The organism is Bacillus sp. S4 (assembly GCF_040838205.1).
Classification (GTDB): Bacteria; Bacillota; Bacilli; order Bacillales; family Bacillaceae_G; genus Bacillus_A; species Bacillus_A cereus_U.
In genome coordinates, this window is sequence record NZ_JBFPJI010000028.1 from 1 (window position 1) to 25056 (window position 25056).

Consider the following 25056-nt stretch of genomic DNA (forward strand, 5'->3'; position numbering starts at 1 on the left):
CTATAATTATATAAGTATAATCTTTATGTGGAAAAGAGGGGTATATATAATGGAAGTAACAAGTAAAACAGAATCTGTTGTTGTGAAATATGAAGGGCGCGTAGCAACGGTTATGGTCAATCGTCCAGAGGTGTTAAATGCATTAGATGAGCCAACGTTAAAAGAGTTATTACAAAAGTTGAAAGAAGTGGCGGAAAGTTCTGTTCACGTTGTTGTGTTATGCGGAAGTGGCCGTGGTTTTTCGGCGGGTGGAGATATTAAATCCATGCTTTCAAGTAATGATGAAAGTAAGTTTGAAGGCATCATGAATACAATTTCTGAAATCGTTGTGACGTTATATACGATGCCAAAGCTTGTTATTAGTGCAATTCATGGGCCGACTGCTGGGCTTGGATTAAGTATTGCATTAACAGCTGATTATGTCATGGCAGATATATCATCAGTTATTGCGATGAACTTTATTGGAATCGCTTTAATTCCAGATGGTGGTGGCCATTTCTTCCTTCAAAAGCGCGTCGGTGAAAATATGACGAAGAAGATCATTTGGGAAGGGAAGAAATTATCAGCGACAGAAGCGCTAGATATCGGTTTAATTGATGAAGTAATCGGTGAGGATTTCCAAACGGCTGTGAAGCAAAAAATTAATGAATGGTTACAAAAACCGATTAAGGCGATGATCCAAACGAAACAAATTTTATGTGAAGTGAATCGCTCTAATTTAGAACAAACGCTGCAGCTTGAAAAACGCGGTCAATATGCGATGAGACAAACAGCAGATCATAAAGAAGGTATTGCTGCTTTTTTAGAAAAGCGTCTACCATCATTTAAAGGGGAATAAAGTGAAACTTTAATCCGCGGGGGATTTGTTTATCCCACGCGGATTATTAGTCTTACTGCCCGTTAATTCGAGATAAAGGGAAGAAAGTGCTAACACATTTTAGTATAATTGTGTTAGCACTTTTTTTAGGAGTAATAAATGAAGAAAATTATCGGTGTTATCGTTATTATCTTACTTACATATTATGCTTTGCATAGTACACCATCTCTTGCGGTACGGACTGCATTATTCTTTGAAGGACATCCAACTGTTGCTTTCTCTGGTGAAGTGAAGAAAGAACGGGATGTGAAAAAAGAGGCGATTCCTGATGAGTATCAAACCTTATACGGCGATAAGAAAGAAGAACCAGAGCATTACTTCTTTCCGGTAGTAAGGGCGCACGGATCAGGAATTGATATGTTAAGTGCTTGTGTGAAAAAAGAGTGGTTTTTCTATAAAGCAGAGCTCGGGTGTTATTAAAAATAGGAGGAAAAGTGATGGTAACTTATAACAAGTTAGTAAGAGATCGTGTCCCGGAGAAAATTTTAATGTCTGGAAAAACATATACAGCACAAAAATTAACAGGACAAGCTTACATACAAGCGTTAGCGAAAATTGGTACAGAAGAAATTCGTGAATTTGCTTCGATGAAGGATCGTGAACATGCGTTAGATTCACTTGCAGATGCACTTGAAGTTATTGTTTCATTAGCTCGCGCAGAAGGTGCAACAATTGAAGATGTAGAGCGTATTCGTAAGCAGAAAGAAGAAGAGCGCGGTGGGTTTGCAAGAGGCATTTATTTATTAGATGTTTCAGAAGAATAGTTTGATAGGAAAAGCATAGCGCCCGTGAATTGCGCTATGTTTTTTTGTTAAAGTGAATTTTATTATAATTTAGAAAATTGAGCCATATGAGTAGAGGTTTCCTAGTAAATTTTGTATACTGAATAGTAGAGAAAATGAGGAGGAAACGATAATGGCACATCATGCACAAGAAACGATGGAACTCATTAAGGAGCTTGTCTCTATTCCGAGTCCGTCTGGAAATACAGCGAAAATCATTCGTTTTATTGAAAACTATGTAAGTGAGTGGAATGTAGAGACGAAGCGTAATAATAAAGGCGCTCTTATTTTAACGGTTAAAGGGAAGAATGATGAGCAGCATCGTTTATTAACTGCACACGTTGATACGTTAGGTGCAATGGTGAAAGAAATTAAGCCTGATGGCCGTCTTAGTCTATCTATGATTGGTGGGTTTCGTTGGAACTCTGTAGAAGGGGAATATTGCGAAATTGAAACGTCAAACGGTAAGAAGTATACAGGTACAATTTTAATGCATCAAACTTCTGTCCATGTGTACAAAGATGCAGGGGAAGCGAAGCGCGATGAGAAAAATATTGAAGTTCGTATCGATGAGCGTGTCTTTTCAGCAGATGAAGTACGTGAGTTAGGAATAGAAGTAGGAGACTTCGTTTCATTTGATCCACGCGTTCAAATTACAAAGAGTGGATACATAAAATCACGTCATTTAGACGATAAAGTAAGTGTAGCAATTCTATTAAAATTAATTAAAAGATTACAAGATGAAAAGGTAACATTACCATATACAACACATTTCTTAATTTCTAATAATGAAGAAATCGGGTACGGTGGTAACTCTAACATCCCAGAAGAAACTGTTGAATATTTAGCAGTTGATATGGGAGCGTTAGGTGATGGCCAAGCATCTGATGAATATACAGTATCTATTTGTGCGAAAGATTCTAGTGGCCCATACCATTATGCATTACGTAAACATTTAGTTGAACTTGCGAAAGTGAATAATGTTGAATATAAAGTAGATATTTATCCGTACTACGGATCGGATGCATCAGCTGCGATTCGTGCTGGATTTGATGTGAAACATGCGCTAATTGGAGCGGGTATCGATTCTTCTCATGCATTTGAACGTACACATGAAAGCTCCATCGCTCATACAGAAGCATTAGTGTATGCATATGTAATGTCTAATTTAATTGAAGACTAATTTCATAGAAAATAGAGAGGGCTGATTGAAAATATTATTTTTAATCAGCTTTTTATTTGGGGGATAAGATGAAGAAACTATTGATGGGTAGTATCGTTGTAAGTTTAGCGTTAAGTGGATGTTCTAAAGAAAGCGTAGGGGAAAAAGAAGTGACGAAGGTAGAGGATACCCAGGAAAAGAAAAAAGAGAGTGGGAAAATCCAAGGATCACAAATAAATCCGCAGGTGCAAAGTCGTTATACTGTTTCCATGAATTCTACTGAGGGTGAAACGTATACTTTGCATGTATTTGCGAATAACGAAAAGCATGAAACGCAAAAAGAAGTTTGGGTCGGTGCACAAGAAGGGGATCAAATATATACAGGTGAATATCAGCTTGCCTTACAATCTACAAGTGCGACATTATATTTGCAAGAGGCACAAATTGGAGAGTTTACATTTAATACGTCTAGAAAAAATGGCTTTGTTAGTAAAGGTACACCAGATTTTTTTGTAGCGTTGCAGCGTGAGTCTTCTAATTTATCTACAGCGAAAGTTTTCTATATTCATAAAGGGAAAGTACTCGAAGTGAAAATTGGCGAAGGGGACCTAGGTATTGCAGGAACTTGTTTTAAAGCTTTAGATAAGGGGGAATTTCTTGTTGGAAATTACGATAACGGAGAAGGAATGTGGTACTTTTCGACTTTCCAAACAAATCTCGATACGGGAGAAGCGAAACTAGTTAGTGAGAAAAAACTTCCTTTAGAAGAAGGAAGAAAATATGAAGAAGACAATTTTAAGTAATTGAATTATATCCCGATATAGTAAGGCGCCCACATCAAAATTCGAAAATACGTAAAAATTATGATGGATGTGGGCTAATAATTAGTGGGGATGGACGTCTATAATGAGTATCGTTTCATTGTATCTATATTTATTATTCTCTATATATTCATTTTTAATAATATGTATAGGAAACGTATTTACTATAGGGATAGAATGTTATAAACTATTGTAGGAGTTATTTACCAATTAATATTTTTAATATTAGTTTGATTAAGAGAATTGTATAATGTGAGATTTTGAGAGGAGATTTGTTTTCATGAAGTACAAAGCAATCGCTGCAGGTATATTAGCAGCAAATTTATTGGTATATCCAATTAGTAGTTTAGCAGAAACGAAGAAGTTTTCAGATGTTCCAGATAACGCATGGTCAAAAGACGCAATTTACTATTTAGTAGAGAGAAATGTAATTAGCGGTATGACGGACAGTACTTTTGCACCACAGGGTCTTTTAACACGTGCTGAAGCAGCGACAATTGTAGCGAAAGCAATTGGATTAAACGTTAATCCAGCTGCGAAGCCATCTTTTAACGATTCAAAAGATCATTGGGCAGCTCAGTATATTGCAGCAATTGAAAAAGAGAATATTATTGCAGGGCGAGAAGCAGGTGTATTTGATCCTGATGGGAAAGTAACACGTGCTGAGATGGCATCTATGCTTGTGAAGGCTTATAAATTACAAGGTTTGGTAAAAGCCCCAGTAACGAATAAATTTACTGATTTAGAAGGTCATTTCGGTAAAGAAGCAGCAAATATTTTAGTAGCGTTAGAGATTTCTGCTGGTACAGGGAAGACAACTTGGAGTCCAGATCTTTCTATACCACGTGAACAAGCTGCACAAATGACGTATAAAGCGGACAAGCTAAGCAAAAATAATGATAATGTTAGTAAACCAGAAACAGAGAAGAAAATGTATATAGATCGCAAGTTTATTACATATCACCAACCATCTTTATCATCAGGAATCACTGACGTGCAACATGATCCACAAACGGTTGTAGTAAAAGAAGAGCGTGATGGATGGATTAAAATTGTAACGAGTAAAGGTGAGAAATGGACACCTTTAACAGAAAAAAAAGAAGCTATTAATGAAGGATTTACTGCGTATGCAGAAGCTACACATTCTTCTAAAGTGGTAGGGAAATATGGAGCGCAAACAGTAACGGTTATTGAAGAAAAAGATAGCTGGATTCGTATCCGTACAAATAGTGGCTTCCAATGGGTAGATAAAAATCAATTAAACCCAGTAAAACAAGGTAATTTCTTAGAAGGAAAAGCAATTATTATTGATCCAGGTCATGGTGGAATTGACTCGGGGAATCCTGGTTATTATGAGAAAGAAAGTCAAACCGTATTAGATGTATCATTACGATTACAGAAAATATTTGAGAAAAAGACACCGTTTACTGTGTTATTCACTCGTACAGATGATACTCGTCCAGGAGTAGACTCAACAGATTCATTGAAAAAACGAGTAGAGTTTGCACAGAAAAATAATGGAGATATTTTTGTAAGTATCCATGCTAATGGTTCTGACTTGAAAAATGGACAAGGTACAGAAACGTTCTATTATCAGTCAGCAACGACAAGAGCAACTAATCCAAATACAGAAGAAAGTCGTTTATTAGCAGAGAAGATTCAAAAACGTCTTGTAGAAGCGCTGGGAACAAAAGACCGTGGCGCGAAACCAAAGGACTTATACGTAACTAGAGAAAATACAATGCCAGCTGTATTAGCAGAATTAGCATTTGTAGATAATAAAAGCGATGCTGATAAAATTGCTACACCAGAACAGAGACAAAGTGCAGCAGAAGCTATTTATCAAGGTATTTTAGATTACTACGAAGCAATGGGTAATGACGTATCTTCGTACCGTTAATAAATAGAGAGAATGATAGAAGAGATTGCCAGAGGCAGTCTCTTCTATTTGTTAAATGAATTATAAAGGTTTCTCTTTACTTCGGGCATATGATATCATTAAATTTTATGTGAAAAAGTATTCGAGTAATTGTAATCATAACAATTTAAAATGATAAAGGATGATCATAGATTGAATAATCATAGTAAAACACCTGCATGTATATATACGTATGCGTTTCGCGAAGAGGAGCGTGCTTTATGTTACTTGGAAATGCGCTCGTTCTTTGGGATGGAGTCTCACGTTAATATTTTGAAAAGTGAAGTCAAGATTGCTCCGAGTAGAAGTCCGTTTATTAAAGAGCGCGTTGAGGTTATGTATGAAGGAGACGACTTAGAAAGCATCTTGAAACAAGTGGAACAAATTGACTTGGCGGGAGCGACGTTCAAAGTCATCTTCGTTAAAATTAATGACCTTGTTGGAGAAAATAAAATTGAATATGGGGAAAGACGCCTTATTGAACGAGACCTTGGCATGCATATTGAAGGAGAAGCGGATGTTCGTAATCCAGAGCGTGTATTCGGGATTGTTCCTCTTGGAGGACGCTGGTACTTCGGACACTATGTAGAAAGTGATCCGGTTTGGTATCATCATATAAAAAAACCGCATAGCTATTCGACATCACTGAGCACGCGTGTTGCTAGAGCTGTCGCAAATATCGCTGTACCAAACCCAGAGGGAGTACGAGCTATTGACCCGTGCTGCGGCATTGGAACAGTAGTAGTAGAAGCACTTTCTATGGGGATTAACATCGTTGGTAGAGATATAAATCCACTTGTGGTTCTTGGAACGAGAAAAAACATCGCACATTTCGGGTTTGAAGGAACAGTAACAAATGGCCCGATTGAAGAACTTACTGAGAACTACGACGTTGCAATTATCGATATGCCGTACGACCTATTTACGCACGCAACACCAGAAGATCAACTCTCGATTCTTTCAAGTGCGCGCCGCATTGCAAAAAAAGTAGTCGTTGTCACGATGGAAACAATGGACGACATGATTCATGAAGCGGGATTTGAAATTTCAGACCGCTGTATCACAAGAAAAGGATCATTTTCTAGACAAATTCTTGTTTGTGAATAGGAAAGGTCACCCGTTTATTAAATTTAGATAATAAATTACAGGATAGTTAGTCCATTATGAGGCTGATTATCCTTTTTTATTTAACAACAAATACAAAAACTCCATTTTGAATAAAGATTGATCAAAATGGAGTTACTCTTTTTAGCTAAGTATGAGATTTTTATAAAAAAGTTTGATTATTTTACTGAGCCTTAATGAATAATATTTCAAGAATACCAATAAAAAGCATAATCAGTCATAACTGAAGAATCACCCAACTGATGTAACATAGCTGAAATATTCCCTCTATGATAGGTTCCATGATTCACAACGTGTAAGACCATTTCAGATATACTTGTTTCTCTTAATCCTGCCCATGGATTATCCAACATTATTCTCTTTTCCATATCTTCCTGTCTGTTCAAAAAGGTTTTAAACCGGGATGTTAAAGTGTGAAATTCCGTTTCTAAGTCTTCAATGGGAAGTTTCTCAATCTTTTCTTGAATTTGAAATGAAGATTGCATTGCTTCGTTCATACTCTGACCCTCGAGGGTATGAAGCCATCCATATTCCACCAAATAGAGATGAGATAAAACCTTTGAAACAGAAGAAAAGACACTTTTCATTTCCTTTTGATATTTCTCAGGAGAAAGTGTCTTAAGATGATCAATAATCCGTTGATTTGCCCATACATGATAGCTATATAGATTTTCTACATGATTTGCCATACAATCGCCTCCTTATCATCACGTTTTTTAATGTTCTTTATCAGAATGAATTATTCCTTTAAATATTATTACTTATCTGATGAGATCTTCAACTAACCTGCCCCGTTAGTTGAAGTACATTTCTTCACAATGTTTATCGTTAGATTAAAATAAATATCCAACAAGAAAACATCAAACTTTATTATAAATAATCAATCTTTTTTACAAAGCTACACTTGTGACAAAAAAGCTTATTTTTTCGTTTTGTGGTGATTCTGAATTCTTAAGTTGATGGGCATGCCTGTTTGGGTGACCTTTTTTTAGTTTGTATCAATGTGTGATTAGTTGGTAGTTTAGATGGGTGATTTGCCGGGATTTGTTGAATAGACGATATATCTCGAGAGTAATTTTGTTAGTAAATTACTCTTCTTTCGTTGTCTCTTGTTGTGCGATTAATAAATTGCGTAATACGTGTGCGCGGTAACTTTCTAGTTTTCGTCCTTCATGATAGCGAACACCTAATTTTTTAAGCTCAGCGACGTACCAGCCCTTTGTTCCGTAATACATTGGATCACTTCCTTTTTTCTTTTGAACAGTATATGTGGCGAGGTAAGAGAATTTTCTTTTTTTATTCATGAAATTTGCGAAAATGAACATTGAATATTCAGTCTTATTGTATTATGATTAACTTATTATCGGATGACAGTGATTAGCCTCTCTGTAAGCCCGGGTTTACTTTTGTTCAATTGAATAGCGGAGCTTCTTTCCACTTGAACTTCCTTAGCAGGAGGACGAGCCATACGGATAGAGACAGTAAAATCCAATGTAAATGTGTACATTGTTTTTCTGGCTCTTTTTATTTTTTAGTCAAAGTAGGAGGGGATTTTTAGAAAGCGTTGTCAATGGAAGATGGTGAACGTCCACGCTAATGGAGGGGCTGGTGAATTGTTTGGCTAAAGAGAAAAAGGAGTTACAGAAGGATTTAAAAACTCGGCATATAACAATGATTTCGATCGGCGGGGTTATCGGTGGTGGTTTGTTTGTAGGAAGTGGAACGATTATTCAATCGACGGGTCCAGCAGCGATTTTGTCCTATATTATCGGCGCTTTAATGGTTGTGCTCGTGATGCGGATGTTAGGAGAGATGGCAGCAGAAAATCCTGATAGCGGTTCTTTTGCAACGTATGCGAACAAAGCAATTGGGCCGTGGGCAGGGTATACGATTGGGTGGTTATATTGGTTTAACTGGGTCATTATTATCGCAATTGAAGCGGTGCTTTTAGGCGTGATGATTAACAATTGGTTCCCGTCGGTTCCAGCATGGCTGGCGAGTTTATGTATGGTCCTTTTAATGACGATGACGAATGTATATTCAGTAAAACTCTACGGTGAGTTTGAATATTGGTTAGCGTTTATTAAAGTTATTGCGATTGTTGCGTTTTTAATTTTAGGAGTTTCGATGTTTTTTGGTCTTGTTCCAGGAGTGGAGAGACCGAGTCTCGCTATGGTTACGGAAAATGGAGGCTTCTTCCCGAATGGAATTGTTCCTGTCTTACTGAGCGTTGTATTTATTTCTTTCTCTTTATCGGGAAGCGAAGTCGCCGCGATTGCAGCCGGGGAATCGGAAAATCCAGAGAAGAATGTTATACGAGCTATTAATAGTGTAGTATGGCGCCTTATGCTTTTCTTCGTAGGATCAGTAACAATTTTAGTTATGTTTATTCCGTGGACGGATAAGGAGTTATTAAAACTTCCGTATGCAAGTTTATTTAATATGGCAGGGGTACCTGCAGCCGCAGAAATTATGAACGGTGTTGTATTTTTATCACTACTTTCCGTTATGAACTCAGGTATATATACGAGTTCGCGTATGTTATTTTCACTTGCTAAAAAAGGCGATGCTCCGGCTAGTTTCTCACGGTTAAATAGTAGAGGGACACCGGTTGTAGCGATCTATGCAAGTATCGTATTTGCATTTATTTGCGCGATGTTGAAATTTATATCTCCTGATAAACTGTTTGCGTTTTTAGCGAATAGTTCAGGAGGGGTAACGATGCTGATGTATATGTTCGTTGCCGTTTCACATGTCAGGTTAAGACGAGAGAGGGAAAGAGACGGGGCTGGAAAGCTGAAAGTGAAAATGTGGTTATTCCCTTATCTCACATATGCAACGCTTTTAATGATTATTACGATATTTGTTTCACAAGCGTTTATAGCAGATATGCGTATGCAGTTTTACATGACATTATTAGCTATGATTCTAGTAATAATAAGTTATTTTTTAAGAGTTAGAAAGTTCGATAAGCAAAAGTTGAATGATTTTACGATTATAAAAGATTCAGAAGTTAGCATAGAAAAAGAATAAGAAAAGGGGTAATGTTCCATGTTGAAAGAGAAGAAAGATATTACAACTACAAAATCTAGCATATTACATGAAAGAAGAAAAAATGCGGTGCCAGAAGGGCCTTACAATATTACAGAGTTGTATGTGCAATCAGCAAAAGGAGCGATTATTACTGATGTAGATGGTAATGAGTTAATCGATTTTGCGGGCGGAATTGGTATGCAAAACGTCGGGCATTGTCATCCGAAAGTAGTAAAGGCGATTCAAGATCAAGTGGAATCTTCTATTCATAGTTGTTTTCACGTAGCGCCTTATGAAAGTTATATTACACTCGCGGAAAGACTGAATGAGTTAACGCCAGGTGATTTTAAGAAAAAAACGATGTTTGCGAATAGTGGTGCAGAAGCAGTAGAAAATGCGGTGAAGATTGCGAGAAAAGCTACGGGAAGAAGCGCGATTGTTTCGTTTGAGCGTGCATATCACGGACGTACACTTTTGACGATGTCACTGACAAGTAAAGTGAAACCGTACAAGCATGGATTTGGGCCGTTTGTATCAGAAGTATACAAATTACCATATCCGTACTATTACCGCGCTGAAGAAGGACTGACACCAGAAGAAGTAGACGCGCAAATTTTAGCGTATTTCGAACGCTTTATGTTAGAGGAAGTAGCAAGTGATAATATCGCTGCAATTATTTTGGAACCGCTTCAAGGAGAAGGTGGATTTATCGTTCCGACGACTACGTTTATGCAAGGTGTCCGGAATATTTGTGATAAGTACGGAATCATTATGATTGCGGATGAAATTCAAACTGGTTTCGCTCGTACGGGCAGTTTATTTGCAATGGATCATTTCGGCGTAGCTCCTGATTTAATGACTTTTTCAAAATCAATCGCTGCTGGAATGCCGCTGAGCGCAATAACAGGAAGAGCGGATTTGATGGATGCACCTGGACCAGGTCAATTAGGTGGTACTTTCTCAGGAAGTCCGGCTGCTTGCGCGGCTGCATTAGCTGTTTTAGATGTAATCGAAGAAGAGAATTTAGTAAATCGTGCTGTAGAAATTGGCGAGCGCATGATGGAAGTGTTTAATAGCTGGAAAGATAAATACGAACTAATTGGTGATGTTAGAGGCCTTGGTGCTATGACTGCAATCGAGCTTGTAAAAGATAAAGAGACGAAAGAGCCAGCAGCAGAAGAGGTTAAAGCGATTATGAAGGAAACGCATAGTAAAGGGGTCATTACGATAAGCGCTGGTATTTATAGTAACGTACTTCGCTTCTTACCGCCTCTCGTTATAACAGATGAACAGCTTGAAGAAGGGCTTACTATTTTAGAAGCTGCTATTGCGAAACTATCAAAATAAAAACGGTGGGGGCAGGGGAATGAGGTTTTTCAATTATATAAACGGTGAGTGGAGAGAGCCTTCCACGAATGCATACGTTAAAAATTATAATCCGCATAACGGGGAAGTGCTAGGTGAATTTCCGTTTAGTTCAGTAGAGGATACACGAGTAGCAATCGCATCAGCGAAAGAAGCGTTTCATAAATGGCAAAAGTTATCGTTTCAAGAAAGAGCGAGCTATTTATGGAAAGCGGCAGCTATTTTAAAAGAAAAGGTAAATGAAGTTGGCCGGGATGTAACAAGCGAAGAAGGAAAGACGATTGCGGAAGGAATAGGAGAGACGAAGCGGGCGATTAGCATTCTTGAATATTATGCAGGGGAAGCAAATCAGCCGATCGGAGAGCTCATCCCGTCTGCTAATGAAAGTACAATGCTCTATAGTAAACGTGTAGCAGTAGGGCCAGTTGGATTAATTACACCGTGGAACTTTCCAATTGCAATTCCAGCGTGGAAAATGGCGCCGGCACTTATTTACGGAAATACGATTGTCATTAAGCCGGCCGAAGTTACGCCAAAATCGGTGTACCATCTTGTAAACGCCTTTCATGAGGCAGGCATTCCAGCAGGCGTTATAAATTGTGTATTCGGAAAAGGCTCTGAAGTTGGAGCAGAATTAACGGGAAATCCGGATATAAAAGCGGTATCCTTTACTGGTTCTAATCACGTTGGAAACATCATTCAAAAAGCAGCGGTTGAAACTCAGAAAAAAGTACAATTAGAAATGGGCGGAAAAAATCCGTTAGTTGTATTAAAAGATGCCGATATTGAAAAGGCGGTAAGTATTGCGATAAAAGGTGCGTTTATGTCAACAGGGCAAAAATGTACTGCAACAAGTAGAGTAATAGTCGAAGAGGACATTTATGAAGCGTTCAAGGGTCGACTGTTGCAGCGCACGGAAGCTCTTACAGTTGGGAACCCGCTAGAACCGGATACATTTATGGGCCCATGTGTTTCCAAGGGGCAGCAGCAATCTATTTTATCAATGATTGAAGTAGGAAAAGGAGAGGCTACCTTACTGTATGGAGGCAGCGTGCCAGGCGAATCTGAACTGGATCGAGGCTGTTATGTTTTACCGACTATTTTTGAAAATGTCGATAAAGATGCACGCATTGCGAGAGAAGAGATTTTCGGTCCAGTTATATGTTTATTTAAAGTGAATAGTTATGAAGAAGCAGTTTCTTTAGCGAACGATACAGAATACGGACTAAGTGCATCGATTTGTACGAATAATTTAAGTTTATCACAAAGGTTTATTGATGATATGGAAGTCGGAATGGTACACGTGAATTCAGAAACTGCAGGAGCAGAACCACAAGTTCCGTTTGGCGGAATGAAAAACTCTAGTGCTGGATCGCGTGAACAAGGAAAAGCGGCGAAAGAATTTTATACAAGAATAAAGACAGTATACGTAGATCAAGTATAAGAGCCAAAAACATAGTAACGGAGGATGAAATATGCGTAAAGGGACATTTTTTATGGCAGGACACTCGAGACTTCCGAAAGGGATGGCTGTTCGCAGTATGTACGAGACACTAACAATTACAATTGAGGCAGATCATAAATATCATGTCATTATTGAAGCGTCATGTACGCTTGCGACAGAGCATGGTAGAGACTTCGTCGCTCAAATGTTGAGAGGACATAGTTTGCAAGATGGTATTAAAGAAATCGTTCAAGATATTATGGACCATTATCAAGGAAAAGCGCAAAATGCTATCGTTAGTGCGGTAAAGGATTTACATCGCCAATACGTAAGTTATTTAAATGATGAACAGCCCAGAGGAGAGTACGAGGAAACAACACCATAAAAACTGTCTAGTTTATATAGCCATAAACGAGAGCCAGTTGTATTTCCGTTAACGGGATACGACTGGCTTTTTATATTGAGGAGGCAAAAACTATGAAAAAGTTAAATGAAGTTCAAGTTGTAAAACAAGAGACGAAAAAAAGAGGATGTGCGGAAAGTAAGGGGATTTGTAAAATGTGTAAAGTATGTCGAGAAAATAATAAAAAACGAATTGACAGTTAGAATATTATGAATTATTATTTAATTAATAAGATCCATACGAGAAATTAGCCTTCTCTATATTCGATCTTGCTTTCCTGTGTTACAAATATTTTCATACAAACTGTCTATTATTATTGTACTTTAAGAGATTAAAGAACACTCGTAATTATGAGCCAGTTGTACGTTTCTACGATTTTATGTCGTGGATGCGTATGACTGGCTTTTTCGATGTTAGGGCAGTAAGACCGAATCTCAGCATAAGAAGATAAGGATAACTGTCTGTAAAAAACGTCAATAAGTTCTTCATATTTAAATTAGGGAGGAATTGAAATGTCGATTATTACAGAACAAAGTGCGAAGATGAAGTTTGCAAAGAAATATGAGGGATATGAGATTGTTCCTCATCCAGAGCATAAGCGTTTATACCATATTGTGTTAAATCAGCAATTGCTTAAGCAGTTTTTTGAAGAGGTAAAAGAGCATTCAGAGCAGTCATTACAATACATTCCTTATTCTCGGTTTAATCTTGCTGATGGAATGAGAAAGATTTTTGGGCAATCATTTATGGATAACATTCGCGGCATTGTTCATGACCGTGAAACGGGTGGATTTACAATTGGGGTACAAGGTGAAACGGCAGATCCAGCAGACTACGTGAAATTTGCAACAGCGTTAACACATTTAATCGGGGAGCCAAACTTTGATGCAATGACGGGAACGTATTATGCTAGATTTAATGTGAAAGATACAGATAGTAGTGATTCTTACCTTCGTCAAGCTTACCGATTGTTTACACTTCATACAGACGGTACATTCGTTGATGAACCGACAGATTGGCTTCTTATGATGAAAATTGAAGAGCAAAATGCAGTAGGAGGGGAATCCCGTTTACTACATTTAGACGATTGGGAAGATCTTCAAAAATTTAGAAATCATTCGCTCGCATCTGTTAAGGTTACGTATAAAGCACCACCAAGTAAAAATGCGCAAGAAATCGTCTATCGTGAAACGTTTTTTGATGTGAATAACGCACCATGTATTTGTTTTATTGATCAGTTCGCTTATCCAGATAATATTGAACAAGCAAACTATCTGAAAGACTTATCATATTCTGTTGAAAACTCACCAGCAACACATGCATTGAAATTACCAATTGGTGACTTAGTTCTGTTAAACAATTTATTTTGGATGCACGGAAGAGCTGCGTTTGAGAAAAATAAAGATTTATATAGAGAACTAATGCGTCAACGTGGTTGTTTTTCTAAATAATATGTACGGCGGGTCTTTTAAAGAGACCTGCCTTTTATACTATTAAGGGGGAAGTAGGATGTATGACTTTATAATTATTGGCGGAGGAATTGTTGGCCTTTCAACTGGAATGGCTTTAACGAAAAAATTCCCTCGTGCAAAAATCGCGATCATTGAAAAAGAAAAGGAACTTGCACATCATCAAACTGGACATAATAGCGGTGTAATTCATTCTGGAATTTACTATAAACCAGGGAGTTATAAAGCAAAGTTTGCCAAAGAAGGAAACGCAGCTATGGTTCAATTTTGTAAAGAAAATGACATCGCTTATGACATGTGCGGGAAAGTAATTGTCGCTACAGAAAAGAACGAACTTCCTCTTTTACATAACTTATATGAAAGAGGCTTACAAAACGATTTACATATTGAAAAAATAGGTAAGGAAGAATTAGCTGAAATTGAACCTCATGTAAAGGGACTTGGCGCAATCCGTGTTCCTTCTTGCGGGATTGCTGACTATAGAGGAGTAAGTTATGCATTTGCCCGCTTGATTCAAGAAAGCGGCGGAGAAATACATTTAGGAACAACGGCGGAGCGTATTACTGAGAAGAAAGACGCCGTAACAATTGAGACGAATCAAGGTGTATTTAAAGCGAAATTTCTCATTAACTGCGCTGGCTTACATAGCGATCGTATTGCGAAAAAGACAGGAATATTAACGGATATGAAAATTGTTCCGTTTCGTGGTGAATATTACGAACTTGTCCCAGAAAAACGCCAACTTGTAAAACATTTAATCTATCCCGTTCCAAATCCAGAATTCCCGTTTTTAGGTGTTCATTTCACAAGAATGATAAACGGAGACGTACATGCAGGACCGAACGCAGTATTAAGCTTCAAACGCGAAGGCTATACGAAAACAGACTTTGACATTAAAGACTTCATGGAAACAATGACATACACAGGCTTTTGGAAAATGGCGATGCCCAATATGAAAGAAGGCATAAAAGAAATGGTGCGCTCATTTAGTAAACAATCATTCCTAAAAAGCTTGCAGCGCTTAATACCAGAACTTACAGAGAAAGATATCGTGCCAACCCATGCAGGCGTAAGGGCACAGGCTATATTATCAAACGGAAATATGGTTGATGATTTTTGTATTATCCCTGGTATAAATTCTCTGCATATTTGTAATGCACCATCCCCGGCGGCAACGGCTAGTATAAAGATTGGTGAGGAGATTGCTAAGCAAGTGCCGGATGTGGTGGCGGTTAGGGTTTGATGGGGTCCCCCGAGGTTTTGGGGGATTTTAATTTTGGATGCTCGAGTGTCCTTGGCGGGTGCTGGTTGTGGGATTGGTTGGTGGATATGGACTTTATTCTGTATTTAGTTGGTGGTTATTGGGTGTGAAAACGCGAAGTTTGTCGAAACGTCGATATATTCGGAGTTGTGGTCGATATAATTGGATAATCGCTGATATATTTTTGTAGAGTGTGGGGTTGGTTGTAGGCCCCCACACTGATTAATGTTCTACTTCGTAAGTAATCCCATACTTCTTCAGTTTCTTATATAAATTAGCCCGGGACATACCTAATTTTTTCGCAGCGATGCTTTTGTTTCCGTACGTGTCTTCGAGAGCTTGTATAATTCTAGTTTTCTCTAAGTTCTTTTTCTCGTCAGTGAGTGAGCGCTCTGTATGATAGACAGATTTTTGCGAAGGCAATAGTTGCAAAATATTCGCTTCCCGTATTTCTTTACCGTCATGAAGGACAATTAATCTTTCTATTATATTGCGCAGTTCGCGAATATTACCCGGCCAAAAATATGTATGTAGCCTGTTCATTGCTTCTTGATGAACGAATGGAGCGGGCTTGTTATATTTAAAAGAAAATTCCTTTAAGAAATGATGAGTTAAAAAGGAAATATCGTCCGTTCGCTCTCGCAGCGGCGGGATGTGCGCCGTGAATACATTTAATCTATAAAACAAATCAGATCGAAATGTCCCGCTGAGCACCATATCTTCTAAAATACGATTCGTTGCGGCGACAATTCTTACGTTTATTTTTTTCGGCGTTTGCCCACCAATTCGGTAAATTTCTTTTTCTTGTAAAGCGCGAAGTAGTTTTACTTGCATATCAAGCGGTAGTTCTCCCACTTCGTCTAAAAATAAAGTGCCGCCATTTGCTAATTCTAACTTTCCTGCCTTTCCGCCCTTAGCGGCTCCAGTATATGCTCCGGATTCATAACCAAATAACTCACTTTCAAATAGGGCGGCAGGAATAGCGCCGCAATTAATTGGGATAAAAGGTTGCTTGCTTCTAAGACTCGCTTCATGAATGGCCTGGGCAAATAGCTCTTTTCCAACACCGCTTTCGCCTGTAATTAAAATCGTCGCATCTGTTTTTGCTACCTTTTTCATGTTGTGGATAATGTGCTGAAGTGTTGCGTTATTTCCTTTAATCGTGCTGAAGGGGTCATCTTGTTGATGCTGAATCATTTGCTTTAATTGTTGTAATTCTTCAGAAGTAGAGGATAATTTTTCATTTAACTTAATTGTCGCAGTAATATCTCTTTCTACAGACATAGAACCAACTAATTCGTTGTCGTCGTTATAAATAGGAGTCGTACTAATTAATACGTGCTTATCTGGCAGAGGAAGATGATAAATATCCCGGACCGGTTGCCCGCTCTTAAGAACTTTTAAATTCATAATATCTTCTTTTGAAAAAAACTCTTGCACATTTCTACCGATAATATCTTCTTTCTTAATGTCATACATTTTTTCTGCTGCCTCATTCCAGTACAACATAACGCCCTTCGTATTTACGATAGAAATCGCTTCTTCCACGTAAGAGAGGAGTGTATGTAACGTTGGAACTGCAAAGTTATCGAATTGTTTCATAACGTGGCCTCCAAAAGAATTTATCCCGTAATAATGAGTAGGGGATTTATAAAAAAGTAGACAGTGGTATACAGATTTGTTGCCAAAAGGATACACCTTTTTCAGAAAAATGTAAACAAATTAACGCTCTACACTTTGGCATGATAATTGCAATAAAAATAGTATCAATATATAGAGGAGAGATAGAAATGAAGATTAGTAAAATATACACAACAATTGATGCTCACGTAGCTGGGGAACCACTTCGAATTATTACGGGCGGAGTGCCAGTGATAAAGGGAGAAACGCAACTAGAAAGACGCGCGTACTGCATGGAACATTTGGATCATCTTCGTGAGATTCTTATGTATGAACCGAGGGGACATCACGGAATGTACGGTTGTATCATTACTCCGCCTGCAAGTCCTCACGCTGATTTTGGCGTATTATTTATGCACAATGAAGGCTGGAGTACGATGTGCGGTCATGGCATTATTGCTGTTATTACAGTTGGAATTGAAACAGGTATGTTTGAAGTGACAGGTGAAAAACAAAAATTCATTATTGATAGCCCTGCTGGGGAAGTTATTGCGTACGCAAAATATAACGGAAGCGAAGTTGAATCCGTATCATTTGAAAACGTTCCTTCGTTCGTATATAAGAAAGACGTTCCTATCAAAATAGATGACTATGAATTTCAAGTAGATATCGCGTTTGGCGGAGCATTTTATGCTGTAGTGGATAGTAAAGAATTTGGTTTGAAAGTCGATTTCAAAGACTTAGCTGCTATTCAAACGTGGGGCGGTAAAATTAAGCACTACATTGAGAGTCAAATGGAAGTAAAACATCCACTTGAAGAAGATTTAAAAGGAATATACGGCGTTATTTTCTCAGATGAACCGAAAGAAAAAGACGCTACTTTACGAAATGTCACGATCTTTGCTGATGGGCAAGTAGACCGTTCCCCTTGCGGCACAGGAACTTCCGCAAGAATCGCAACCCTTTTTGAAAAAGATGCCTTACAAAAAGGAGAGATTTTCATCCACGAATGCATTACTGACGGCAAATTTGAGGGAGAAGTATTGTCGGTAACAGAGGTAGACAAATATGAAGCAGTCGTTCCGAAAGTAACGGGAAATGCATTTATTACAGGATTCCATCAGTTTGTTGTAGATCCGAGGGATGATTTGAATCGGGGGTTTTTGTTAGCTTAATGTTTTCTTAAGGGAGGGACCTTTGGATGAAGTGGTGGCGAAAACAAAATTTACCTGTGAAAATTTTGATAGGGGCATTAATCGGTATTGTTTTAGGTATAGCATTTGGACCGAAAGTAGCTGTTTTAAAGCCGATTGGGGATATATTTATTCGCTTATTACAAATGATTATTGTTCCTTTAACTTTTTTAAGTATCGTCTCAGGTATCGCGCAGCTTGAAAATCCGAAAATGTTAAGGGCGATTGGCGGCAGAATTTTTATTTACTATGCAGTCACAGCGGTATTAGCGACAAGCATTGGCGTAGTGATCGCTTTTATTATCAACCCTGGTAAAGGAGTAGAAGGTCTTCTTGCGAATGGGCAGAACTTTAAAGAAGAGAAGTTTAGTTTTGTAGATAATATCGTGCAATGGTTTCCTTCTAACGTCATTCAAGCAGCTTCAGAAACGAGTATGCTTCAAATTATTATCTTTGCTATTTTTGTCGGGGTGGCACTTATTCTTCTTGGGGATCAAGCGAAAGGAATTCGTAAATTAGTGCATGAAGGATCAGGAGTCATGATTAAAATTGCAGAGCTCGTTATCGGATTTGCCCCATACGGAATTATGGCGTTAATTGCTCATGTAGTTGGCACATTTGGAGCTGACATGCTTACTGCGGTCGTTAGCTATGTAGTAGCTGATTATTTATCATTGCTACTCATTGTGTTCATTATGTACCCAATTGTACTGAAAGTTTTCGGGAAGATAAGCCCAATTCATTTCTACAAACAAGTGAGTCCAGCTATGCTCGTAGCTGCTAGTACGACATCAAGTAGCGCAACGCTTCCGGTAACGATGGAAGTTGCGCAAAAAAGACTTCGTATCCCTGAATCGGTAGCTGGTTTCACCATTCCACTTGGAGCTACTGTTAATATGAACGGACTATCAGCAGCGCTCGGTGTTTTAGCGGTCTTCGCATTAAACGTATATGGTATTCCGATTACATTTGGGCTTATTCTGCAAACTGTATTTTTAGGAATTGTCCTTGCAGCGGGCTGCGCTGGAGTAAAAGGTGCGGACGTTATTACCGCGACCATTTTACTTTCTACACTAGGGCTCCCGCTAACAATTATCCCGATCATTGCGGCGGTTTCTCCGCTCGTTGATATGGGCCACACAGTTGTAAATATTACGGGTGATTTAGTAGGAGCGCAGGTCGTGAATGAAAATATCACATCTAGTGAAGAAAAGAATTTAGAAAAGGGTGAACAAATATGCTAGTCATAAGCGCGAACGAACAAAAAAACTTAGTAAATATGAATGAAGTCATTGAATACGCGGCGCTTGCTTTAAAAGAATTTTCAGCAGAAAGAACGATTACACCAATTCGCGGCTCATTACCATTTGCGAACGAGCAAAATACCGCATTAATTATGCCTTCAGTAGCGGAAGGACTTGAAGCACTCGGCTTAAAAGTAGTAACAGTAGCTCCTCATAATAAAAAGATAGGAAAGAAAACGATAAACGGGATCGTTATGCTATCAGATTTTCAAACGGGAGAACCGCTCGCACTTTTAGAAGGTTCGTACTTAACGATGATCCGAACAGGCGCTTTATCAGGTGTAGCGACAAAACATTTAGCTCGTCATAACGCAAAAACTTTATGTATTATCGGAACCGGTGAACAGGCGAAAGGAATTGCAGAAGCAGTATTCGCGGTTAGAAATATCGAAAAAGTCATTTTATACAATCGAACGGAAGAAAAAGCGTATGCATTCGCGCAATATATACAGGAGACATTTAACAAACCAGCTTACGTCTATGCAAGTCCAAATGAAGCAATAAGCGAAGCAGACATCATCGTCACAACAACGAATGCATCCACACCAGTCTTCACAGAAACACTAAAAAAAGGCGTCCACATAAATGCCGTCGGTTCATTCAGACCGAGCATGCAAGAACTACCATCTCACGCCATCGCTAACGCAAACAAAGTAGTAGTTGAATCAAAAGAAGCAGCATTGGAAGAAACGGGTGACCTTCAAGTTCCTATAAAAGAAGGATTATTTGAAGCGAGCGACATCCACGCCGAACTTGGTCAAATTATAAGCGGGGAAAAAGCTGGTAGAGAGAACGATGAAGAGATTACTATTTTTAAATCAGTTGGTCTAGCAGTAGTAGATATTATCGTCGCGAAGTATTTGTATGAGAAATCGGTGGAGCGTGGGATGGGTACTATGATTCAGTTGTGAGACTGCCTTTTGGTGGTCTTTTTTGCATAAAATCTTGTAAAGCAAGAAAAAGTAGAATATGTAATGATTAGAATTGAATATTAATATTCTAATATTCAACAGAAAGATAAAACGTTTAAAAGTTCAGAATAATATTTTATAATATATTTAGTAAAATTAACCAATGTATATTTTGCTCATTATGTATTAAAGGGGAAATGAAAATGGCTGGACAAATTCGTATGTCACCAGAGGAGCTTAAATCGAAAGCGGCTCGATATGGACAAGGTGCAAATCAAATTGAGGACATTTTAAGTCAACTACAAAACTTACAAAATGAATTAAGAGGAGAATGGGAAGGACGTGCTTTTGAAGGTTTTGACCAACAGTTCAATCAATTAAAGCCAAAGGTACAAAACTTTGCACAGCTATTACAAGAAATTAATATGCAGCTTAATAAAACTGCAGAGGCTGTTGCTTCTCATGATGAAGAATTATCACGTAATTTCGGTTTGAAATAAAAATTGTCATACTCTATATAACAAGCATTTCAAATGAGCCATACAGCTTATATTGTATGGCTCATTTGATTGCATGCCTAGCGAGTGATATTGATAGGGATATATATTTAATGAGATTTCTTTGATGCGTTTGGAAAACTTATAGAAAGGGTTTGAAAGAATGGGACAATTTCAAAGTAATTTACAAACAGCAACGCAAATTGCTACGAAAATGGGATCAGCCTCTGATAGGATTCAAAGTGCAACAACTCGTTCTATAACAAAGGCGACGCGTACAACATTATCTGTTAATTTAAAAGCACAAGAAGCGAATCAGCAAGTTTTAGACTTGACGAAACAATTTTCCGCTGCCTTTCAACAAGCGGTTGATAATATTCATTCAGTAGCCCAAGAGTTTGAGAGAATGGATAACGAACTTCACAACACTTTTCGCTAATGTGACAACCTACATAAGGGTAAAACGGTAGGAGGAATATGATGAGTCAAGACATTGAAAAACAAATCAATCAAGTAAATCAAAAGTTACGAAGTGTATTTGAAGAACAAGACCGAAATCAATCCGCGATTCACATTCAGGAGCAAGCGGAAGCAGATTTTTATGAATGGAGAGGTCGAAAACATCGTTTGTTTGATCGGATTTTAGGAACTTGGCATGGGGATAGAGAAATGTCTCAGTTTTTTATGAATACGTATCAAGATGCACAACATATTGAACGAAAAGTCACATTTGAATTGGAAAACAAAAAAGAAACATTGCTTAAAGAAAGACGAGACCTTAGTGATTTAGAAAACGACCTTTCCTATCAACAACAACAATTAGTAAAGGAGGCTAATTCATGAGTTTAAATATGTATTTGGGAGAAGTACAAAACCAAACTCAAAGTATGAACGCTGTATGTACGGCCACCATTCAAGGTATGGAACAAGCAATTCAGTCGATTGATGCTTTTGCAACTGATACTGTGTTACAAGGGCAAACATATAGCAGTGCAAAATCATTTTTTGTACAAACCTTTCGTCCTTTAGCGCAAGGAATCATTTACTTATGTGAAGAGCTAATCCGACAAAACAATGCCTTTCCAAGTCAATTTCAATCACAGGTAGCTTCAACAGATGTAATTGAACACGAGATACTAGAACAAATTCGAGAAATTGACCGAATGAAAACAAGTATGGAAGCTGTCAATCAAGCTATGCCAATGCCGGGTATGGATGCCATGGTAAATCTTTTTATTGTTATGAGGCAAAAACTGCAAGAAAAGCTGGATCATTTGTATCAATTCAATCAGACCTCTAGTAATAATTATAGTACAGCGCTTCAATTAGCAACTAGTATTGCTACAGGTCTTGCGGAAGTTCAAAGTGGGAAAGGGTTTAGTGTCGTCAGCGGTACATTTAGTACACAAGGATTGAATATGGATTGGACGGGGCCTATTCAAAAAATTACAGAAGATAAAGCTCGTGAAGTTGAAAGGTTAAATAAGGATTCTGAATCTGGTGAAGTAGACAAAAAAGATTCATTTTTAGGTATGACTGACTTTGATGCGATGGTACCATTAGATGGAATGGGGAATATATTCGGAACACTTTCAGGTGCAGCTGCAGTAGGGAATACAGTTTATAAAGTAAGGAATGGTTATGAGATAAAAAAAGAATTTGATAGAAAAAACAAACGAGTTCTTGTAAGAGAGAGTTATGATTCTGTTAAAGATAATAAAAAAGTTAATGGACGGCATAGAGATCATAAGATTTACTATGTAAATGATATCGAAAAAAAAATCGAAAATGGAACAGCTACTCCTAAGATAAAAGAAATAGAAGCGATGATAAAAAAAGGAAGCGCAGCTAAAATGGCCTTAAAGGATAGGCTTGGGTGGGCTAGTGTAGCTATAGATTCATATACAGATACAAGTGAGAATATTAAAGCTAATGCCTCAGGTGATAAAATTGCAGGAGATATTATTGGTAATGTTGTAGTGGGAGGAGCAACAACTGTAGGGGCTGCGGTTCTGACTGTTGCAGTTCTTCCTGCTGCCGCGCCAGTTTTGGCAGTTGCAGCAGCAGGATTCGGTATTTCAGTAGGATTAGCATACGTAACAGAAGGTGTAAAATGGGATGTTGATTTAGATGGTGATGGTGAAGATGATAGTATTAAGGATATGGTGAAAACGGGTGCGAAAAAAACTTGGTCAACAGTAGCAGGGTGGTTTAATTAACATGAAAAAAAATAAAGATTTTAATAAAAAAGTTTTTGAATATTATATGGCTCTTTATGCTGTAAATGATATAAGATCGACTATAATTACTCTTGTGATTGGGATAGCAGATATATTTGTTCTTTTGCCTGCTTTTGCGAATCCTTTTCAACCGCTATATATGTACATAATAGTGCCACCAGTTGCTTTTTTAAATCTATGGGCAATATGGATTGTTATAAATCCTAGGAAGCGGCAATTACAATACACTCTATTTCGTGGGGTATTTGGCATCGTATGTTCAGTAGGATTATTAGTTATAACCCAAAAGTTTGCATATGGAATGTTAGGATTACAAACTCCAATCTATTTTGTCTTTTCAGTGGGTTTGTATATTTTTGCTTTGAATTATTATTATACAAACCATATTAAAAAACTTCAGGAACCAATCAAAAAATCAAAGTCATCGAAAAAAAACTCTGGTTTCGGAGTAGTGGCTTTTATAGGGTTGGGTCAACTCGTTGCTAATATCAGTCTTGGTTTTGCAACACAAAAGATGGTAGCAATTGTATTAATGTGTGTATACTCCATGCTTTCGTTTATGTTGTTTCATTTCATTATGGAACTCCATAGGTATTATTATTTAAGGAAGCATATAGAAGGTGGAGGTAGAACACATGAAACCATTTAAAGAGTCTGTATTGAATTTTAAGTATATAATCGTGGTTCTCCTATAGTCAGTAAAGACTGCGGAAAAGAAAAGGGAGAAGCAACATCATGAATATAGAATTACATTTAGATAAAGGAAGGATGGGGAATTATGCAATTTTCTAAAGAAAAGTTTTTACCAAATGGTTCTATTGTTCTATTAAAAGGTGGGACGAAGAAAATTGTGATTTATGGAAGAAAACAAAAACTTATGGTTAAAGAACCTGTGATGTATGACTATATTGGCTGTTTTTATCCAGAAGGCTACATTAATCCTGAGTATACATTTGTATTTAATCATGAGGATATTGAAGAAATTATATTTGTAGGTTTTATAGATGAGGAAGAAGAGGCATTTGTAGGATTTCTTAATTGAATATGATCTAGAAACAGATGACCTTCAAATTCCGATAAAACTAGCAATCTCCACGCCGAACTTGGACAAATCATAAGCGGGGAAAAAACCGGACGCGAAAATGATGAAGAGATTACTATTTTCAAATCAGTTGGTTTGGCAGTAGTAGATATTATCGCTGCGAAGTATTTGTATGAGAAAGCGGTGGAGTGCGGGATGGGGAATAGGATTGAGTTTTGAGACTGCCTTTTGGGGGTCTTTTTTGCATAAAATCTTGTAAAGCAAGAAAAAGTAGAATATTTAATGATTAAAATTGATAATATTCTAATATTCAATAGAAAGATAAAGTGTTTAAAAGTTCAAAATAATACATTATAATGTGTTTAGTAAAATTAACCAAAATATATTTTGCTTATTATGTATTAAAGGGGAAATGAAAATGGCTGGACAAATTCGTATGTCACCAGAGGAGCTTAAATCGAAAGCGACTCGATATGGACAAGGTGCAAATCAAATTGAGGATATTTTACGTCAATTACAAAACTTACAAAATGAATTAAGAGGAGAATGGGAAGGTCGTGCTTTCGAAGGTTTTGATCAACAGTTCAAT

General features: G+C 37.7%; 27 protein-coding genes and 1 pseudogene. 25 read left to right on the forward strand and 3 right to left on the reverse strand.

Features of this window, described 5'->3' with window-relative positions:
* Nucleotides 1–49 precede the first annotated feature (49 nt).
* From AB3X48_RS06070 to AB3X48_RS06100, 7 genes are all read left to right on the forward strand, one after another.
* Nucleotides 50–838 carry an enoyl-CoA hydratase gene (locus AB3X48_RS06070; RefSeq protein WP_016103858.1) on the forward strand — a complete coding sequence of 263 codons (789 nt, stop codon included), beginning with the start codon at nucleotides 50–52 and terminating at the stop codon, nucleotides 836–838.
* Between the two features lie 138 nt (nucleotides 839–976).
* Entirely contained in the window at nucleotides 977–1297 is a 321-nt protein-coding gene (locus AB3X48_RS06075; protein WP_016103859.1) for a YjcN family protein, read from the forward strand.
* 17 nt (nucleotides 1298–1314) lie between these two features.
* A complete protein-coding gene (locus AB3X48_RS06080) occupies nucleotides 1315–1641 on the forward strand; it encodes a nucleoside triphosphate pyrophosphohydrolase (protein ID WP_016103860.1) in 327 nt (108 codons plus the stop codon).
* Nucleotides 1642–1792: 151 nt separating this feature from the next.
* A complete protein-coding gene (locus AB3X48_RS06085) occupies nucleotides 1793–2842 on the forward strand; it encodes a M42 family metallopeptidase (protein ID WP_256416218.1) in 1050 nt (349 codons plus the stop codon).
* Between the two features lie 68 nt (nucleotides 2843–2910).
* Complete coding sequence (locus AB3X48_RS06090; protein ID WP_256416217.1) at nucleotides 2911–3624, forward strand: hypothetical protein; 714 nt, start codon at nucleotides 2911–2913, stop codon at nucleotides 3622–3624.
* Between the two features lie 298 nt (nucleotides 3625–3922).
* Nucleotides 3923–5542, forward strand: coding sequence for an N-acetylmuramoyl-L-alanine amidase (locus AB3X48_RS06095; protein WP_256416216.1), 1620 nt, complete (start codon nucleotides 3923–3925; stop codon nucleotides 5540–5542).
* A gap of 171 nt (nucleotides 5543–5713) precedes the next feature.
* On the forward strand, nucleotides 5714–6667 hold the full coding sequence (locus tag AB3X48_RS06100) for a TRM11 family SAM-dependent methyltransferase (RefSeq protein WP_078173987.1): 954 nt from the start codon (nucleotides 5714–5716) through the stop codon (nucleotides 6665–6667).
* Nucleotides 6668–6873: 206 nt separating this feature from the next.
* Here the strand turns inward: AB3X48_RS06100 and AB3X48_RS06105 are convergent, their stop codons facing one another.
* Both AB3X48_RS06105 and AB3X48_RS06110 read right to left on the reverse strand, forming a co-directional pair.
* Complete coding sequence (locus AB3X48_RS06105; RefSeq protein ID WP_256416215.1) at nucleotides 6874–7374, reverse strand: DinB family protein; 501 nt, start codon at nucleotides 7372–7374, stop codon at nucleotides 6874–6876.
* 399 nt (nucleotides 7375–7773) lie between these two features.
* The gene (locus AB3X48_RS06110; RefSeq protein WP_033710642.1) at nucleotides 7774–7989 is read right to left on the reverse strand and encodes a YflJ family protein; all 216 of its coding nucleotides are present in this window, start codon (nucleotides 7987–7989) and stop codon (nucleotides 7774–7776) included.
* A 304-nt stretch (nucleotides 7990–8293) separates the two neighbouring features.
* Between AB3X48_RS06110 and AB3X48_RS06115 the strand changes: the two genes are divergently transcribed.
* The 7 genes from AB3X48_RS06115 (at nucleotide 8294) to lhgD (ending at nucleotide 15642) form a co-directional block, all read left to right on the forward strand.
* The gene (locus tag AB3X48_RS06115; protein WP_256416214.1) at nucleotides 8294–9718 is read left to right on the forward strand and encodes an amino acid permease; all 1425 of its coding nucleotides are present in this window, start codon (nucleotides 8294–8296) and stop codon (nucleotides 9716–9718) included.
* Between the two features lie 18 nt (nucleotides 9719–9736).
* Complete coding sequence (gene gabT, locus AB3X48_RS06120; protein WP_002114776.1) at nucleotides 9737–11065, forward strand: 4-aminobutyrate--2-oxoglutarate transaminase; 1329 nt, start codon at nucleotides 9737–9739, stop codon at nucleotides 11063–11065.
* 19 nt (nucleotides 11066–11084) lie between these two features.
* The gene (locus tag AB3X48_RS06125; protein WP_256416213.1) at nucleotides 11085–12527 is read left to right on the forward strand and encodes an aldehyde dehydrogenase family protein; all 1443 of its coding nucleotides are present in this window, start codon (nucleotides 11085–11087) and stop codon (nucleotides 12525–12527) included.
* Between the two features lie 31 nt (nucleotides 12528–12558).
* The gene (locus AB3X48_RS06130) at nucleotides 12559–12912 is read left to right on the forward strand and encodes a DUF3870 domain-containing protein (RefSeq protein WP_367959058.1); all 354 of its coding nucleotides are present in this window, start codon (nucleotides 12559–12561) and stop codon (nucleotides 12910–12912) included.
* A gap of 92 nt (nucleotides 12913–13004) precedes the next feature.
* Nucleotides 13005–13133: a hypothetical protein gene (locus AB3X48_RS06135; RefSeq protein ID WP_002159095.1), complete on the forward strand. Its 129-nt coding sequence runs from the start codon at nucleotides 13005–13007 to the stop codon at nucleotides 13131–13133.
* A 309-nt stretch (nucleotides 13134–13442) separates the two neighbouring features.
* Nucleotides 13443–14381, forward strand: coding sequence for a glutarate dioxygenase GlaH (gene glaH / locus AB3X48_RS06140; protein ID WP_016103869.1), 939 nt, complete (start codon nucleotides 13443–13445; stop codon nucleotides 14379–14381).
* 58 nt (nucleotides 14382–14439) lie between these two features.
* Entirely contained in the window at nucleotides 14440–15642 is a 1203-nt protein-coding gene (gene lhgD / locus AB3X48_RS06145; RefSeq protein WP_016103870.1) for an L-2-hydroxyglutarate dehydrogenase, read from the forward strand.
* Between the two features lie 240 nt (nucleotides 15643–15882).
* Here the strand turns inward: lhgD and AB3X48_RS06150 are convergent, their stop codons facing one another.
* Nucleotides 15883–17262, reverse strand: a complete 1380-nt coding sequence (locus AB3X48_RS06150) for a sigma-54 interaction domain-containing protein (RefSeq protein WP_256416212.1) — start codon at nucleotides 17260–17262, stop codon at nucleotides 15883–15885.
* Between the two features lie 140 nt (nucleotides 17263–17402).
* Here AB3X48_RS06150 and AB3X48_RS06155 point away from each other — a divergent pair, with 140 nt between their 5' ends.
* The 11 genes and pseudogenes from AB3X48_RS06155 to AB3X48_RS06205 all read left to right on the forward strand — a co-directional run.
* Complete coding sequence (locus tag AB3X48_RS06155) at nucleotides 17403–18455, forward strand: proline racemase family protein (protein WP_082187201.1); 1053 nt, start codon at nucleotides 17403–17405, stop codon at nucleotides 18453–18455.
* A gap of 26 nt (nucleotides 18456–18481) precedes the next feature.
* Nucleotides 18482–19717 (forward strand): dicarboxylate/amino acid:cation symporter, encoded by a 1236-nt coding sequence (locus tag AB3X48_RS06160; RefSeq protein WP_016103873.1) that lies wholly within the window; start codon nucleotides 18482–18484, stop codon nucleotides 19715–19717.
* Nucleotides 19711–20688, forward strand: coding sequence for an ornithine cyclodeaminase family protein (locus AB3X48_RS06165; RefSeq protein ID WP_367959062.1), 978 nt, complete (start codon nucleotides 19711–19713; stop codon nucleotides 20686–20688). Before AB3X48_RS06160 ends, AB3X48_RS06165 begins: the two co-directional genes overlap by 7 nt.
* A gap of 203 nt (nucleotides 20689–20891) precedes the next feature.
* Nucleotides 20892–21188 carry a WXG100 family type VII secretion target gene (locus AB3X48_RS06170; RefSeq protein WP_000918591.1) on the forward strand — a complete coding sequence of 99 codons (297 nt, stop codon included), beginning with the start codon at nucleotides 20892–20894 and terminating at the stop codon, nucleotides 21186–21188.
* Nucleotides 21189–21348: 160 nt separating this feature from the next.
* Entirely contained in the window at nucleotides 21349–21624 is a 276-nt protein-coding gene (locus tag AB3X48_RS06175; RefSeq protein ID WP_088292428.1) for a TIGR04197 family type VII secretion effector, read from the forward strand.
* A 41-nt stretch (nucleotides 21625–21665) separates the two neighbouring features.
* Nucleotides 21666–22028, forward strand: a complete 363-nt coding sequence (locus tag AB3X48_RS06180) for a DUF3958 family protein (RefSeq protein ID WP_088098729.1) — start codon at nucleotides 21666–21668, stop codon at nucleotides 22026–22028.
* On the forward strand, nucleotides 22025–23404 hold the full coding sequence (locus tag AB3X48_RS06185; RefSeq protein WP_256416211.1) for a T7SS effector LXG polymorphic toxin: 1380 nt from the start codon (nucleotides 22025–22027) through the stop codon (nucleotides 23402–23404). The genes AB3X48_RS06180 and AB3X48_RS06185 overlap by 4 nt, the downstream gene beginning before the upstream one ends.
* Nucleotide 23405: 1 nt before the next feature.
* The gene (locus AB3X48_RS06190; protein WP_256416210.1) at nucleotides 23406–24074 is read left to right on the forward strand and encodes a hypothetical protein; all 669 of its coding nucleotides are present in this window, start codon (nucleotides 23406–23408) and stop codon (nucleotides 24072–24074) included.
* A 129-nt stretch (nucleotides 24075–24203) separates the two neighbouring features.
* Nucleotides 24204–24467 (forward strand): DUF4176 domain-containing protein, encoded by a 264-nt coding sequence (locus AB3X48_RS06195; protein ID WP_070146215.1) that lies wholly within the window; start codon nucleotides 24204–24206, stop codon nucleotides 24465–24467.
* A 10-nt stretch (nucleotides 24468–24477) separates the two neighbouring features.
* Nucleotides 24478–24686: pseudogene (locus AB3X48_RS06200) on the forward strand (ornithine cyclodeaminase family protein); the annotation flags it as partial.
* A 199-nt stretch (nucleotides 24687–24885) separates the two neighbouring features.
* A partial coding sequence (locus tag AB3X48_RS06205) for a WXG100 family type VII secretion target (protein ID WP_367959067.1) occupies nucleotides 24886–25056 on the forward strand: 171 nt, incomplete at its 3' end.

Coding starts and splice junctions, on each gene's coding strand:
- AB3X48_RS06175 (WP_088292428.1), top strand. CDS start 21,349: ATGGGACAATTTCAAAGTAATTTACAAACAGCAACGCAAATTGCTACG.
- AB3X48_RS06080 (WP_016103860.1), top strand. CDS start 1,315: ATGGTAACTTATAACAAGTTAGTAAGAGATCGTGTCCCGGAGAAAATT.
- lhgD (WP_016103870.1), top strand. CDS start 14,440: ATGTATGACTTTATAATTATTGGCGGAGGAATTGTTGGCCTTTCAACT.
- AB3X48_RS06070 (WP_016103858.1), top strand. CDS start 50: ATGGAAGTAACAAGTAAAACAGAATCTGTTGTTGTGAAATATGAAGGG.
- AB3X48_RS06110 (WP_033710642.1), bottom strand. CDS start 7,989: ATGAATAAAAAAAGAAAATTCTCTTACCTCGCCACATATACTGTTCAA.
- AB3X48_RS06195 (WP_070146215.1), top strand. CDS start 24,204: ATGCAATTTTCTAAAGAAAAGTTTTTACCAAATGGTTCTATTGTTCTA.
- AB3X48_RS06135 (WP_002159095.1), top strand. CDS start 13,005: ATGAAAAAGTTAAATGAAGTTCAAGTTGTAAAACAAGAGACGAAAAAA.
- glaH (WP_016103869.1), top strand. CDS start 13,443: ATGTCGATTATTACAGAACAAAGTGCGAAGATGAAGTTTGCAAAGAAA.
- AB3X48_RS06095 (WP_256416216.1), top strand. CDS start 3,923: ATGAAGTACAAAGCAATCGCTGCAGGTATATTAGCAGCAAATTTATTG.
- AB3X48_RS06180 (WP_088098729.1), top strand. CDS start 21,666: ATGAGTCAAGACATTGAAAAACAAATCAATCAAGTAAATCAAAAGTTA.
- AB3X48_RS06150 (WP_256416212.1), bottom strand. CDS start 17,262: ATGAAACAATTCGATAACTTTGCAGTTCCAACGTTACATACACTCCTC.
- AB3X48_RS06165 (WP_367959062.1), top strand. CDS start 19,711: ATGCTAGTCATAAGCGCGAACGAACAAAAAAACTTAGTAAATATGAAT.
- AB3X48_RS06160 (WP_016103873.1), top strand. CDS start 18,482: ATGAAGTGGTGGCGAAAACAAAATTTACCTGTGAAAATTTTGATAGGG.
- AB3X48_RS06125 (WP_256416213.1), top strand. CDS start 11,085: ATGAGGTTTTTCAATTATATAAACGGTGAGTGGAGAGAGCCTTCCACG.
- AB3X48_RS06130 (WP_367959058.1), top strand. CDS start 12,559: ATGCGTAAAGGGACATTTTTTATGGCAGGACACTCGAGACTTCCGAAA.
- AB3X48_RS06185 (WP_256416211.1), top strand. CDS start 22,025: ATGAGTTTAAATATGTATTTGGGAGAAGTACAAAACCAAACTCAAAGT.
- AB3X48_RS06085 (WP_256416218.1), top strand. CDS start 1,793: ATGGCACATCATGCACAAGAAACGATGGAACTCATTAAGGAGCTTGTC.
- AB3X48_RS06170 (WP_000918591.1), top strand. CDS start 20,892: ATGGCTGGACAAATTCGTATGTCACCAGAGGAGCTTAAATCGAAAGCG.
- AB3X48_RS06155 (WP_082187201.1), top strand. CDS start 17,403: ATGATAATTGCAATAAAAATAGTATCAATATATAGAGGAGAGATAGAA.
- AB3X48_RS06090 (WP_256416217.1), top strand. CDS start 2,911: ATGAAGAAACTATTGATGGGTAGTATCGTTGTAAGTTTAGCGTTAAGT.
- gabT (WP_002114776.1), top strand. CDS start 9,737: ATGTTGAAAGAGAAGAAAGATATTACAACTACAAAATCTAGCATATTA.
- AB3X48_RS06105 (WP_256416215.1), bottom strand. CDS start 7,374: ATGGCAAATCATGTAGAAAATCTATATAGCTATCATGTATGGGCAAAT.
- AB3X48_RS06190 (WP_256416210.1), top strand. CDS start 23,406: ATGAAAAAAAATAAAGATTTTAATAAAAAAGTTTTTGAATATTATATG.
- AB3X48_RS06075 (WP_016103859.1), top strand. CDS start 977: ATGAAGAAAATTATCGGTGTTATCGTTATTATCTTACTTACATATTAT.